Below are 14,019 nucleotides of genomic sequence, written 5' to 3' on the forward strand. Positions count from 1 at the left end.
GGTTGTATAAATGACTTGCTAGTTCCACGCTTTTCTAATGAAAGGACATCAAAGAATGAGTAATCGGAGACGAGTCATTCTAATAACGGACGGTGATGAATATGCAAAAAGAGCTATCGAGCATGTTGCGAATGAGATTGGTTGTCGCTGTATTTCCCGTTCCCAAGGAAATCCCTCTAGATTGTCAGGTCCTGAACTTGTCCGGTTAATAAAAAAGGCAGCACACGATCCAGTATTGGTTATGTTTGATGATAGTGGCATTGTAGGGGAAGGGGCTGGTGAGAAAGCATTAAAATATGTAGCCACCCATAAAGACATTGAAGTTCTCGGCATTATTGCAGTTGCTGCAAAATCGAGACACGAAGAATGGGCGAGGGTGGATGTAAGTATTGATCGTGATGGAGTGTTAACACCCTATGGAGTAGATAAATTTGGTATACCTGAACTTGAAATCGGCAGAATAAATGGAGATACAGTTTACTGTCTTGATGAGTTAGATGTGCCTATTATCGTAGGAGTGGGTGATATAGGGAAAATGGCAAGACACGACTCCTATAAACAAGGTTCCCCAATAACAAAGAAAGCAGTTGAACTTATACTAGAAAGGAGCGGCTTCCATGGCAAGAAGTAATGAGCAAAAATGGCCTATCCCTGAATCGGTCCATGAGACTGAAAATTATATGAAACAACGGGTGGGACTAGGAGTAAGTTTTGATTTAGGCGTCAGGAAACTAAAAGTCCTTAAGACAGATGTCCAAATTTATTTCTGTAATGGATTATGTGATACACGTTTCGTTATTGAGTTAATTGAAGAGCTAGTGCAACTCAATGACCATGAAAAACTCTCAACGGATATTTATAAACTCATTTATAATCGTCTCCTAAACCAATCTGTTCAACCGATTAAAACACTAAATGAATTGGTGGACTTTGTTTTATCTGGATTAATTGTTGTAGTAATCGATGGTGTAGATACAGCCCTTGCAGTTGATGTTAGAAGTTATCCAGGAAGGTCTCCTCAAGAACCTGACACAGAAAAAGTAGTTCGTGGTTCTCGTGATGGATTTGTAGAAAATATTATATTAAATACGGCATTAACAAGAAGAAGAATTCGTGATGAACGACTGCGCTTTGAAATGTTAAAGGTTGGAGAACGGTCGAAAACGGATGTGGCCTTAGGATACTTAGAGGATGTTGCCGATGCAGAACTACTAAATATTCTCAGAAAAGAAATCAACGCTATACAAATAGATGGCATTCCCTTGGCAGATAAAACGCTGGAAGAATTTATTGTAAAACAAGGGTGGAATCCCTTCCCAATGGTTCGATATACGGAGAGAGCGGATGTAGCTTCTGCTCATATTTTAGAAGGGCATATTGTCATTTATTGTGATACTTCTCCAAGTGTCATCATTACACCAGCGACCTATTTTCATCATGTGCAACATGCAGAAGAATTCCGGGAATCACCAGCAGCTGGGACCTTTGTACGGTGGACCCGTTTTTTAGGTGTATTAACATCAATTTTATTACTTCCATTATGGCTTTTATTTGTATTAGAGCCTTCTTTACTACCTGAAAAAATATCGTTTATTGGACCTAACGAACAAACCAATATTCCGGTTGTCGTGCAATTAATATTAGCGGATTTTGGGATTGAGTTTTTACGAATGGCAGCGATACATACACCAACCCCATTATCCACAGCAATGGGCTTAATTGCAGCAGTATTAATTGGTCAAATTGCCATTGATGTTGGTTTGTTTGTTCCTGAAGTCATTCTTTATGTTGCTGTCGCAGGCATTGGTTCATTTACCACACCAAGTTATGAGTTAGGTGTAGCTAATAAGATGCTCCGATTAACATTGACCATTTTAGTTGCCATCTTCCATACACCAGGTTTTATTATTGGTGCAAGTTTAATGTTTATTTTTCTAGTTAAGATGCGTGTCCTTAACACACCTTATCTATGGCCTTTTCTTCCGTTTGAGCCTAAAGGGTTTTTGCAGATTCTCGTTCGAAGAGCTATACCTGGGTCACTACTTAGACCAAGCATTGTTCATCCGCGAAACCGTTTCAGACAGCCACCTAAAGCTAACGAGAAATAATTGCGGTTTTATTTCAGTTATGCTAAAGTATTTTTAATTAAATAGAGTGATAAAGGATTATGAATAGGCAGTATCTTATGTAGATTCTGCCTATTTGTTTATATCTTTTAACATTGTCTACATAAAATATAGTGAGCTGTTATGGAGAGTGGGGAAGGAAATGTACTTTTATGGATCAACGGGAATTAATAAAAGCGGAAATTTAGAAATAGGTGGAGTCGATGCTATTGAATTGGCACAAGAATTTGGTACTCCTTTATATGTATATGATGTTGCGTTAATGCGAGAAAGAGCTCAGGGCTTTAAACGAACTTTTGAAGAGCAAAATATTAAAGCTCAAGTTGCGTATGCAAGTAAAGCATTTTCGACAGTTGCTATGATTCAGCTGGCAGAAGAGGAAGGGTTATCTCTTGATGTGGTTTCGGGCGGGGAGTTATATACCGCAATAGTTGCTGGATTCCCAGTCGAGAGAATTCATTTTCATGGGAATAATAAAAGCCGGGAAGAACTGGAGATGGCGTTGGAACACCAAATTGGCTGTATTGTTGTAGATAATTTCCATGAAATCGAACTTCTAAAATCTATTTGCCAGGAGAAAAATACAAAAGTTAATATTTTATTAAGAATAACCCCTGGGATTGAAGCGCATACCCATGATTACATTTTGACCGGGCAGGAGGATTCAAAATTCGGATTTGATCTTCAAAATGGTCAGGCGAAAAACGCATTAGAAACAGCACTTCATTTTGATTATTTTGATGTTCTCGGGCTACACTGCCACATCGGTTCGCAAATCTTTGAAACAACAGGATTTTTACTTGCTGCAAAGAAAATTGTTGAAAAGATGGCAGAGTGGGAAAATGAACTTTCATTTAAAGCTAAAGTTTTAAACCTAGGAGGCGGTTTTGGGATCCGTTATACGAAAGAGGATGAGCCAATTCCACCTGCACAATATGTTAGTGAAATCATTAAAGAAGTAAAAAAATTGACAGAGCATTACTCTATGCAAATGCCTGAAATCTGGATTGAACCAGGGCGTTCACTCGTAGGAGATGCAGGCATCACCCTCTATAAGGTAGGCTCTTCAAAAGAGGTCCCAGGTGTGAGAAAATATTTAGCAGTTGATGGAGGTATGAGTGATAATATTCGACCTGCTCTTTACAGTGCAAAATATGAGGCCGTTCTAGCTAATAGACCCTTAGCCAAATCAAAGGAAACCGTCTCCATTGCAGGGAAATGCTGTGAGTCGGGTGATATGTTAATTTGGGACTTACCTCTACCTGAAGCAGGGGAAGAAGATATTCTAGCTGTATTTTGTACAGGCGCTTATGGCTATTCCATGTCGAATAATTACAATCGTATTCCACGTCCAGCTGTTGTTTTTGTTGAAAACGGCAAAGCTACTCTTGTGGTTAAAAGAGAGACATACGAAGATCTAGTAAAACATGATTTACCATTAAAATAATAGAAAAATGATTGTCTATGCTAACTGGCCTGTTGATTGGTGCGGAAGGCACGAAGACTCCTGCGGAGTACGGGGCAGGGGAGACCCCGCAGGAGCGAAGCGACGAGGAGGCTCCCCGGCACGCCCGCGGAAAGCGAAGTGCCTGGAGCGCCAATCAACAGACTTGTTGTTAACGCGGTTAATTGTTAAAAAATGAATAAAATAAAAGGCTATCGGAAGTTTTCCGATAGCCTGGCTGCCACTAGAGGCAGCTTTTTTATTTATTAAGAGAAGATGGACTTAATAGCATCGATCAACCAAATGAAGAATTGCTTGACCTTTTCTAAGAATCCTTGACCTTCTTCCGATTCAAGGAATTTAGAAATCCTATCCTTTGCCTTATTCAGTTGGTCGCTCACTTGGTTCCAGTCGATATCTAAGTTCTTCAACTTATTAAATAAATCAATTAGACGCTGCATTTCTTCATCAGTAAGACTAACATTTAAATCTTTTGCAGCTTGTTCAATGATTTTTCGCAATTCTTCATCATTTTGCGGCTTATTCTTGGCTATTTCTTCTTTTACTTTCGCGATTAATGCCGCAGCATTTTTCTCTCCAATCGAATCACCAAGTTTGGCCGTTTCAACCATTTCTTGATTGGCTGCCTGCTTGACCTCTTCTGGTATAGCTTTATCCGCCGAGATTTCATATGCTTTTATGATTCCAGTTAAAGCAGCTGTCCCAGAAACAGAAATAGGAGCTGTGATATAGATGTTTGCATCCTTTACGCCGGCAGTAATTAATGCATTCACATACATTTCATCTGTAACCCAATTGATATTATTGGTTTTTACTGTGATGCCTGATCCCTTAGGAGCAATGGTGATGGCAGAAGAAGAGATAGCCTTTGTTCCGATAAGTGACTTTGCTACATATTTCCCTAAGTATTGGTGTTCTTCCTGATTGGATACGGTCACTATTTGTACATCCTGAGGGGCATCCATTTCTTTTAGAAGTTTATCCTTTTGATCCTCGGTAAGGTTTTCCCCTAAAGTGACAATCATATCCCCTTCAGCAAGATCTGCAAAGCTTCTGATCGGTTGAAAGAAAATTAAAGTTACTAATAATAAGGTGAAGAATTTTTTCATTATTTGCCTCCTTGAAGTTTAAGCAGTTAATAAATATATGCTCATTTATAATATAACCGAAACCTTAAATATAAACGAATAAATGCATTAAGAAGTTTCATAGTTTTAAAACTTTAGTGATAATACGTAATATTTGTAATAGGAAATAGATTATTTCCGTCATTTGGTGTAGAATGGGTGTCATGAATGAACTCTTTCGGAGGATGCTTTTATGAAAAGAAATTGGGTGTTATTTAGTATACTAATTGGAATTTCTGCCATTTGGGGAATAATCTACTGGCTATTTATTGGACCAAAGCAATAGGATTTAGTAATTTTTATCATTGATGATTGCCCATTAATTATGTATGATGGTCTTTAGTGAAACACTATAAATTTAATTACATATAATAAAATTAGGTTTATTAATGAGTTGTTTGGTAAAAATATACTATTGCTAAACCAAATTACCAATGGTTTATTTAATATAATGAGGGATCAAAATGTTAATTCGGTATAAGAAAACATTCGAAAAAATTGCCATGGGATTACTGTCTTTTATGCCAAATGAAAAGGACTTAAAAAAGCTACAGTTGACCATGAAGGAATACGAGACGGAAGAAAACTGGCAGCTTTTCTTATGGAAAGAGGAAGATATTATTGGACTGCTAGGAGTTCTTTATCATGATGAAAAAAACACTCTCGAGATCCAGCATATTTCTGTTAACCCTTCCCATCGGTACCAAGGTGTGGGGAAAAGAATGGTGAAAGCATTAAGAGAGATGTATTCAGATAAAGTAATTATTCCAAATGAAAACACTGCACCATTTATTGAAAAATGTGATGTTTGCTGAAATAACAAGAGGCTGACCCTTATAAGTCAGCCTCTTTTCTCATTTTTAAAGATTCATTTCTTTCTTGAATCACATTTGTTCGATCCCTTAATTTATGGCGTTGAATGAGGTTAATATTGGTCATATCACTATCTCTACCCCATTGGAATTTAAATTGCTCACAAGTAGCAAAACATAGTTCCAATAAACAGGGATCACTAATTGGTATATTAAAACTTTTATATAATTGTTCTGACGTAATGAGTTTTAAACGTTCTTCTACAATTTGAAGAAGTTGCACATAGTCCAACCCAAGTTTTTTAACACTATTTTCTTGTTTTATTAGAATGGTTAAGGCCTTTTTTAATGTTCTTAATGCTCCGTTAAAGTTTTTTCTCCGGTGATGATAAGTGGATACCGCCAATAAAATCAGACCTACCCAAATGGAATCTTTGTTTCTAGAGTCTGTCTTTTTCCAATATTCTTCAAGGACTTCGTGACACTCGAAATAATCACGATCCCCGTGAAAATGGATTAAAAATTGAATATATTCTCTAGGATACAAGATATCCCCCCTTTACAACGTACTATAGTAAGTTTATCACATTCAAAGTTAGACCTTCTTAAAAATGAATACAATCTAGAAAAAAGAAAAGACCCGTCAAAAATGACGGGCCAGTACTTCGGCTTATTTTAGCTGTGTTAAAGAACATTGTTAATTTTTACATCCTGTTGATTGGAGCGGAAGGCGCGAAGACTCCTGTGGGAGTACGGTTCAGGGGAGACCCCGCAGGCGCAAGCGCCGAGGAGACTCGCCGAAACGCCCACGGAAAGCGAAGCGTCTGGAGCGGAAATCAACAGGCAAGTTTAACATAGCTTATTTTTTAATAAACCCAGGAAGCACCAACAATAATTAACAAAATGAATAGAACGACGATTAATGCGAAACCAGTACCAAAGCAGCCATCAGACATATTCAAATACCTCCTAAAATGTTTTTGTTCTTTTCCTTGTCATCATATGTAGGATATTTGTCCATTGTTATGGGCAAACATCTATTTTGGATATAAAGCGCTTAAGGTTGAATTTTCTATTGGATAACAGAAATGAATACTCTATACTATTATTAGTCGTAATGACGGGTAACGAATTTATCTTTATAGAATTTTGGTGAAATATAAATGCCATACCAGGTGAAAATTGATGCGTTTGAAGGGCCGTTGGATTTACTTCTCCATTTAATTAACCGGCTCGAGATTGATATATACGATATTCCGGTTGCTCAAATCACTGAGCAATATCTTATGTATATTAAAACAATGACTGAACTTAAATTGGATGTAGCTAGTGAATTTTTAGTTATGGCCGCTACCTTACTTGCGATTAAGAGTAAAATGCTTTTGCCAAAACATGAAGAGTCCTACGTGGATGAGGACCCAGATATGTCTTTCGAAGAGGATCCTCGGGACGAGTTGGTTGAAAGGTTGATTGAATATCGGAAGTATAAAGAGGCAGCACAGGACCTTAAATCGATGGAAGAAGAACGAGGGCTTATGTTTACAAAGCCACCTAGTGACCTTTCTGACTTTGCAAAGGAAAAACACCCTGAAAGAACAGAGTTAAATGTTTCTTTGTATGATATGTTAGCTGCATTTCAAAAATTATTACGTAGAAAAAAGCTACAACGTCCAATGGCAACTAAAATTGCTAGACAAGAAATTTCTATTGAGACAAGAATGATAGAAATTATGACCGAATTAAAACAGCTTAAGGGAAGGAAAAACTTTAATGAGTTGTTTCCATATCCAGCTAAAGAACATATTGTGGTGACCTTTTTAGCAGTTTTAGAGCTAATTAAAAGAAACGAGATCGACGTGGAACAACAAGAAAATTTTGGTGAAATCTTTGTTGAGGCTGTCAAGGAAGGGGCATATTGAAGTGGATATTATTAATTGGACAAGCATTGTTGAAAGCCTTTTGTTTGCAGCAGGAGATGAGGGGCTTTCATTAAAGCAATTAGCTGAAGTACTAGATGTCGATGAATTGAAAGCGAATGAGGTCCTTGAGGACTTAAAGAAAGAATACGTACAAAACAATAATCGTGGAGTCATGATTGTTCAGTTGGCAGGGACCTATCAACTAGCTACCAAAAAGGAAAACGCGAATTATTTAAAAAAATTGGTTGATTCTCCACATACCTCCACTTTATCACAGGCTGCGTTAGAAACATTGGCTATTGTTGCCTATAAACAACCTATTACTAGGGCAGAAATAGAAGAAATCCGAGGGGTGAAAACAGAAAGGCCCCTGCATACATTAATGGCAAAGGTTTTAATTAAAGAGGTTGGCCGTGCAGAAGGAGCAGGAAGAGCCTATCTATATGGTACAACAAAGGAATTTCTTGATTATTTTGGACTTAAAAGTCTTAAGGAACTCCCTCAACTTCCGGAAAAAGTAGATGATGAATATATTCAAGAGGAAGCCGATTTGTTTTTTGAGAAATTTCAAGAAACGATTAACTCTTAAAATGGCTATCAAAATGACCAATTTATGCTAAAATAAATATACGTTTTCAAAATGATTTATCAGTTATACTTGGTATTAACTGAGCATTTCAACAAGGGGCGGGATTATCTTGCAGATTAAAGAGTGTAAAGGTATTGAATTAGAAAAAGAAAAATCAAATACTTCAGAGGATTTTTTTAACAGAAGTGAAGTAACCTTTATCGACAACGGGGAAGAAAAAACACTTCATGTTTTATACGTAAGGTATTTTGATGAGTTTCTCCAAGAGTTGACACCGTTTAAACAGGACCCCATTTTGGTTCAAAATGAAAATGAGATATTTTTTAGGGATATCGTAGCACTGTGTTGCCTTATTAAGAATCCAGGTCTGAGAAGCAGAAAACGTCTATATATTAATTCAAAGAATGAATTTGCTTCTTATTTTCAGGATATAAATTTTGAAAAATTACCTGAAGTCTTTCGTGCTCTTAAAGAAAAGAAGGGTTTCGAACTCCATTCACCACTTGAATTCATTTTGCAACCGCAATAAAGAAGGCTCGATGTTAAATTAGGGAGGTAACCATGGGAAACTCGTTGGTAAAATCACAACTAAATGATGTGAAAGAATTTTTAAGTAAGTCAATTGCAACTTTAGAAAACTTTCTAAATGAAACAACCCTCTCACAAATGAATGTAGAGAATGAAGAAGACAGTCAGTATAATAAATTAATTTTTTCTAGTTTAAGAAAGTTAATTGTCTATAGCGAGGAAAGTTTAGAAGCCTGCTCTATTATTTTACAAAGTGAACCGTTTCAAAAAGCGGCTGCGGAAAAAACACTCTACAAAATCTACCACCAATGCATTGAAGAGTTTTTCTCACCGAAAAATGATGCGTGGTACGAAGATAGTCGATCCGCCTATACGGGCAGAAATTCAATTAAATTCTACCGTAGTGTGTCAGAAAGCATCTTACAACTAGTCAAAAGTTTAGAAGGTGATTTCCAGCGGGTAAGGGAAGAACTTGAGTATTATGAAACAGATTACAGAACAAAGATGATTCAATCAAAGTAATAGGTAAATCAGGCTGCCCTTGTAAGGCAGCCTTTTTCTATCATTAATTTATCTCCCACCTCATACCATTTAGGTAACTACATGACACCACACGCAATTGTGGAAGTCAGAAATGAGGGATATAGTGGATCGGTTTAGCAAGTATGTTAGTGAATTGTTTAAATGGAATGAGCAAATGAAACATTTTCTCCAGTCAGAAAAGGTGGGGCAGGATTCTGAATTGTGGAATCAGCTGGATGCTTTTACTGAACTGATTGAGAGTACGAATCGCGAGTTGTCAAACGAAGAACTGCTTGCCCTCCAAACGAAAGCAGAGAATATCCATATTCAATTGGAAGATTACTTCAAAAGAAAACAGGAAATCGGTAATATATGGATAGTTGAAAAGAAACTATCACCAGGGGGACATTCTCTCCCTGATTTACCCTACCCTTATAATGGATTAGAACCTTATATCTCCGAGGAGATTATGAAACTGCACCATGATAAGCACCATCGCTCATATGTAGATGGGTTAAATCGAGCAGAACTCAATCTGAAAAAAGCCAGGGAGACTAACGATTTTTCTTTGATAAAGCATTGGTCAAGAGAGTTAGCGTTTCATGGATCTGGACATTATCTGCATACGATTTTTTGGAAAAATATGAGTCCGAATGGCGGTGGCAGCCCTCAAGGTCCACTAAAAGAGGAAATTGATAGTTATTTTGGTAGCTTCACAGCATTAAAAAAACAGTTCACCGAGGCGGCAAAGCAAGTAGAGGGAGTGGGCTGGGCTGTTTTGGTTTGGGCGCCGCGAGCAAGACATTTAGAAATTCTCCAATCAGAGCGACATATGCTATTAACACAGTGGGACACCATTCCCTTACTTGTATTGGATGTATGGGAGCATGCCTATTACCTCCAATACAAAAACAACAGAGCTGAATACGTGGAAAATTGGTGGAATATAGTGAATTGGCATGATGTGGAAATGAGATTTGAAAAAGCAGCAGATATTAAATGGCCCGCGTTTTAAGGGAATTACCAAGCATCCGGCATGGTCGGGTGCTTTTGCTTTGCTTAAAATTTATCATATTCATCCTTGTCCTGCATAAACTTGTACAAAGCTAAATAAGTAGAAGTTTAGAAGGAGACGAGGTTGATCTAATGAGAATGATTTTAAAACTAATAATTTTTTTCCTCTTGGTCTCACTGTTCATGACAAACATTCCTCAGAAGGTGGACGCATCCGTTTCCGTAAGTGCCACAAGTGCTGTGCTGATTGAACAGAAAACTGGTAGAGTCCTTTTTGAAAAAGATGCACATACAAAAAGAAGAATTGCAAGTATAACCAAGATTATGACGGCAATTCTAGCGATTGAATCGGGAAAAATGAATCAATACGTAACAGTCAGTGAAAAAGCGACTCATGCGGAGGGATCATCCGTTTATTTAAAACCTGGTGAGAAAATTAAACTAAATGATTTAGTTTATGGATTAATGCTGCGCTCAGGAAATGATACGGCTGTGGCTATAGCTGAATATGTTGGGGGCAGTGTAGAGGGTTTTGCATATCTGATGAATGAAAAGGCAAGGGAAATTGGAATGTATAATTCTCATTTCTCCAATCCACACGGTCTTGATGATCACGAAGATCATTATTCAACTGCCTATGATATGGCTATTTTGATGCGTTATGCTATGCAAAATAAAACTTTTAAAAAAATCTCTGGTACAAAGGTACATCGGGCACCGAATCCAACGGAGAAATGGGATCGAGTTTGGAAGAACAAGAATCGTTTGCTCTCAAAGTATAAGTTTTGCACCGGTGGGAAAACCGGTTATACAAAAAGAGCGAAAAGGACGCTGGTAACTACTGCGACAAAAGGGGACATGAATCTTATTGCTGTAACCCTAAATGGGCCGGATGATTGGAATGATCATATTTCCATGTATGAAGGCGGATTTAAAGGGTTTGATATGGCAGAAGTGGTACCTAAAGGAAAAATAGAGATTGAAAATAATAAAGATTACAAAGATAAATTGTATGTGAAAAAGTCAATTGTCTATCCGGCAACAAGCGAGGAAATGAACTTATTTTCAGTTAAATATAAGTTAAATAAGTCCAAGAGTTCCCAAAGTACGAAGAGTAAGGAACTAGTTGTTGGGAAGGCTGCCGTCTACTTAGATGGAAAAGTGGTACAAGAAACACCGATCTATTTTCAAAATTCGGTCAAGAAAAAGAAAGGTTTGTTTGATTTTATAAAAGAAATATTTCTCACTGCTATTGGTGTGAATGCTCATGGTTAATTATGTTTGGGTGCTTATGACTATTATTGGAATTGTCTTTGCATTATTCAATGGCACAATGGAGGCGGTCAACAAAGCTGTATTTGATGGTGCCAAAGAGGCAGTAACATTGTGTATTGGACTAATTAGTGTCCTTGTTTTCTGGCTTGGAATGATGCGGATTGCTGAAGAGTCAGGCCTTCTAGAACGTCTCTCAAGGCTGTTTCGTCCGCTTGTGAAAATTTTGTTTCCTGAGGTTCCTCCAAACCATCCAGCCATGGGATATATTTTGTCTAATATGATTTCTAATATGTTTGGATTAGGAAATGCTGCTACTCCACTGGGTATTAAAGCAATGGAGGAATTAAAAAAATTAAATGGTGGTAAAACTTCTGCTAGTCGGTCGATGGTTACTTTTTTAGCGATAAATACAGCCAGTATTACAATCATTCCCACAACTGTAATTGCGATTCGAATGAACTATCATTCCGTATCGCCTACAGAAATTGTTGTCCCAACTATCATTGCAACTATAATATCGGCAATCGGTGCAATTCTCATTGATCGGTACTTTTATTACCGTAGAAGCCGAAAAGGATGAGCATGTATGCAGCTAATCTCAGTTATTTCGTTAACATTTATTCCTTTACTTATTGGATTCATTCTTCTATACGGCACATTTAAACGTGTGCCCACGTATGAAAGTTTTGTTGAAGGTGGAAAAGAAGGCATCAAGATTGCCATTTCTATCATTCCCTTTTTAGTGGGTATGCTTGTTTCGATCTCGATATTTCGTGCTTCTGGTGCATTAGATGCATTAATGAATTGGATTCGCCCGTTTATGCAATCAATGGGAGTACCGGCTGAAATTGTACCATTATTAATAATAAGACCTATTTCTGGAACGGCGGCTCTAGGTATGACTAGTGACTTAATCGCTGTTTATGGACCTGATTCATTTATTGGAAGGCTTGCCTCAATATTACAGGGCAGTACAGATACCACCTTTTATGTGTTAACAGTGTATTTTGGTGCTGTTGGGATAAAAAAAATGGGGGATGCTTTAAAAGTAGGTCTCCTTGCTGATGTGTTTGGAATCATTGTTGCAATTGTTGTGGTAGTATTGATTTTCGGAACTAAATAGCTTTAAGTAGAAGGTGTGTTCTAATTGGAACACGCTTTTTTTATTTTTGTTAGACTTTAAAATCCGTTACTTTGAAAAGTGGAGAAATTGTGTCATAATTCATTAAGATGGACTTAGGATTGAGAAATTTGAGGTGGAAAAATGGAAAGATTACAAAAAGTTATCGCCCGAGCAGGCATAGCTTCAAGAAGGAAATCTGAAGAATTAATTAAAGAAGGCAGAGTTAAAGTGAATGGAAAGGTTGTTACTGAACTTGGTCTAAAGGTCACTTCTTCTGATCGAGTGGAAGTAAATGAAATACAAATTGAGAAAGAAGAACCTGTTTATTTCCTTTTATATAAACCAAGAGGGGTAATCTCTAGTGTAAGTGATGATAAAGGCAGAAAAGTGGTCACTGATTTCTTCCCCATGTTAAAAGAACGAATTTTTCCTGTAGGCCGACTGGATTATGATACATCAGGACTACTGTTAATAACTAATGATGGGGAATTTTCCAATCTGCTTACGCATCCAAAGAATGAGATTGATAAAGTGTATGTAGCAAAAGTAAAGGGAATTCCATTAAGGGAAGACCTAAGAAAATTAGAAAAAGGAATCAAACTTGAAGATGGTAAAACTGCACCAGCAAAAGTAAAATTTTTATCGGGAGATAAGAAAAAGCAAACCGCTATTGTTGAAATAACCATTCATGAAGGACGAAATAGACAGGTTAGACGAATGTTTGAAGCGATAGGCCATGAAGTACTAAAGCTAAAGCGTGAACGATATGCATTCTTAACACTAAACGGGTTAAAGGCAGGAGATGCACGAGAACTGACCCCTCATGAGGTAAAACAGCTAAGAGCATTTGCAATGGATTCATCTAAGAAAAATTCATAATATCGTCACAATTACTTTTCTGTATTAGCACTATGCGAGTGTTGGTAAATGCTATAATTAGACAAACTGTGTAATGGAGTAACTGGAGGTTTTTTTATGAAGAAACGGCGATTAGTGATGAGATCCCTTATTTTACTTGTTCTAGGTGCTGCCGTTGCCTATTCACTGTATGCGAATTTAACGAAAGATAATAAACAGAAAGTGGCGGTCGGAGATTTGGCTCCTGATTTTGCTTTGGTAGATATGCAAGGAAATAAACACCGCTTATCTGATTATAAGGGACAGGGAGTGTTCTTAAATTTTTGGGGAACCTGGTGTCCACCCTGTAAAAAAGAAATGCCATATATAAATAATCAATACCATCAGTATAAGGACCAAGGGGTTCAGGTTTTAACTGTAGATATTCAGGAACCCGAGCTTGCTGTCCAACAATTTGCTGAGCGCCTTAAGCTGGATTTTCCTATCATGATTGATACAGATAAAGAAGTCATGAGTACATATGGTATTGACCCTCTTCCTGCCACTTTTTTGATTGATAAAAATGGCAAGGTAGTTAAATACCATACAGGAGAACTAACCGAAAATAAAATTAGGGATTTTATGGAGAAAATAAAACCTTAAGGTTGTAGGGAGATTTTAC

The 14,019-nt window shown here is 37.3% G+C and carries 17 protein-coding genes; 14 read left to right on the forward strand and 3 right to left on the reverse strand.

The features are described from left to right. Positions 1–55 precede the first annotated feature (55 nt). From AA0X95_RS11760 to lysA, 3 genes are all read left to right on the forward strand, one after another. Positions 56–631: a stage V sporulation protein AE gene (locus AA0X95_RS11760; RefSeq protein ID WP_413309052.1), complete on the forward strand. Its 576-nt coding sequence runs from the start codon at positions 56–58 to the stop codon at positions 629–631. Next, complete coding sequence (locus tag AA0X95_RS11765; RefSeq protein WP_413309054.1) at positions 618–2,108, forward strand: spore germination protein; 1,491 nt, start codon at positions 618–620, stop codon at positions 2,106–2,108. Before AA0X95_RS11760 ends, AA0X95_RS11765 begins: the two co-directional genes overlap by 14 nt. A gap of 160 nt (positions 2,109–2,268) precedes the next feature. Continuing rightward, a complete protein-coding gene (lysA, locus tag AA0X95_RS11770) occupies positions 2,269–3,573 on the forward strand; it encodes a diaminopimelate decarboxylase (protein WP_413309056.1) in 1,305 nt (434 codons plus the stop codon). A gap of 263 nt (positions 3,574–3,836) precedes the next feature. Here lysA and AA0X95_RS11775 read toward each other — a convergent pair whose 3' ends face one another. Next, positions 3,837–4,703, reverse strand: coding sequence for a DUF1002 domain-containing protein (locus AA0X95_RS11775; protein ID WP_413309975.1), 867 nt, complete (start codon positions 4,701–4,703; stop codon positions 3,837–3,839). Between the two features lie 479 nt (positions 4,704–5,182). On the opposite strand from AA0X95_RS11775, the gene AA0X95_RS11780 reads away from it, so the two are divergent. Continuing rightward, complete coding sequence (locus AA0X95_RS11780; RefSeq protein ID WP_413309058.1) at positions 5,183–5,533, forward strand: GNAT family N-acetyltransferase; 351 nt, start codon at positions 5,183–5,185, stop codon at positions 5,531–5,533. 19 nt (positions 5,534–5,552) lie between these two features. On the opposite strand, the gene AA0X95_RS11785 is transcribed toward AA0X95_RS11780, so the two are convergent. Beyond that, positions 5,553–6,077 (reverse strand): DUF309 domain-containing protein, encoded by a 525-nt coding sequence (locus AA0X95_RS11785; RefSeq protein ID WP_413309060.1) that lies wholly within the window; start codon positions 6,075–6,077, stop codon positions 5,553–5,555. 319 nt (positions 6,078–6,396) lie between these two features. Then, the gene (locus tag AA0X95_RS11790) at positions 6,397–6,486 is read right to left on the reverse strand and encodes a YjcZ family sporulation protein (RefSeq protein WP_413309062.1); all 90 of its coding nucleotides are present in this window, start codon (positions 6,484–6,486) and stop codon (positions 6,397–6,399) included. Positions 6,487–6,693: 207 nt separating this feature from the next. Between AA0X95_RS11790 and AA0X95_RS11795 the strand changes: the two genes are divergently transcribed. The 10 genes from AA0X95_RS11795 (at position 6,694) to resA (ending at position 14,000) form a co-directional block, all read left to right on the forward strand. Then, the gene (locus AA0X95_RS11795; protein ID WP_413309064.1) at positions 6,694–7,449 is read left to right on the forward strand and encodes a segregation/condensation protein A; all 756 of its coding nucleotides are present in this window, start codon (positions 6,694–6,696) and stop codon (positions 7,447–7,449) included. Position 7,450: 1 nt separating this feature from the next. Then, the gene (scpB, locus tag AA0X95_RS11800) at positions 7,451–8,038 is read left to right on the forward strand and encodes an SMC-Scp complex subunit ScpB (protein ID WP_413309066.1); all 588 of its coding nucleotides are present in this window, start codon (positions 7,451–7,453) and stop codon (positions 8,036–8,038) included. 109 nt (positions 8,039–8,147) lie between these two features. Continuing rightward, positions 8,148–8,567: a hypothetical protein gene (locus tag AA0X95_RS11805; protein WP_413309068.1), complete on the forward strand. Its 420-nt coding sequence runs from the start codon at positions 8,148–8,150 to the stop codon at positions 8,565–8,567. 32 nt (positions 8,568–8,599) lie between these two features. Continuing rightward, entirely contained in the window at positions 8,600–9,088 is a 489-nt protein-coding gene (locus AA0X95_RS11810) for a YpuI family protein (protein WP_413309070.1), read from the forward strand. Positions 9,089–9,212: 124 nt separating this feature from the next. Further along, positions 9,213–10,103, forward strand: coding sequence for a superoxide dismutase (locus AA0X95_RS11815; RefSeq protein WP_413309978.1), 891 nt, complete (start codon positions 9,213–9,215; stop codon positions 10,101–10,103). 131 nt (positions 10,104–10,234) lie between these two features. Then, a complete protein-coding gene (locus AA0X95_RS11820) occupies positions 10,235–11,377 on the forward strand; it encodes a D-alanyl-D-alanine carboxypeptidase family protein (protein WP_413309072.1) in 1,143 nt (380 codons plus the stop codon). Next, positions 11,370–11,957 (forward strand): nucleoside recognition domain-containing protein, encoded by a 588-nt coding sequence (locus AA0X95_RS11825; RefSeq protein WP_413309074.1) that lies wholly within the window; start codon positions 11,370–11,372, stop codon positions 11,955–11,957. Before AA0X95_RS11820 ends, AA0X95_RS11825 begins: the two co-directional genes overlap by 8 nt. Positions 11,958–11,963: 6 nt before the next feature. Then, complete coding sequence (locus AA0X95_RS11830; protein ID WP_413309076.1) at positions 11,964–12,500, forward strand: spore maturation protein; 537 nt, start codon at positions 11,964–11,966, stop codon at positions 12,498–12,500. Between the two features lie 141 nt (positions 12,501–12,641). Then, positions 12,642–13,379 carry a 23S rRNA pseudouridine(2605) synthase RluB gene (gene rluB / locus AA0X95_RS11835; RefSeq protein WP_413309078.1) on the forward strand — a complete coding sequence of 246 codons (738 nt, stop codon included), beginning with the start codon at positions 12,642–12,644 and terminating at the stop codon, positions 13,377–13,379. Positions 13,380–13,475: 96 nt separating this feature from the next. Beyond that, positions 13,476–14,000, forward strand: coding sequence for a thiol-disulfide oxidoreductase ResA (gene resA, locus AA0X95_RS11840; protein WP_413309080.1), 525 nt, complete (start codon positions 13,476–13,478; stop codon positions 13,998–14,000). Positions 14,001–14,019 lie beyond the last annotated feature (19 nt).

This window comes from Neobacillus phoenicis (assembly GCF_047302305.1).
In the GTDB taxonomy this organism is placed as follows: Bacteria; Bacillota; Bacilli; order Bacillales; family Cytobacillaceae; genus Neobacillus.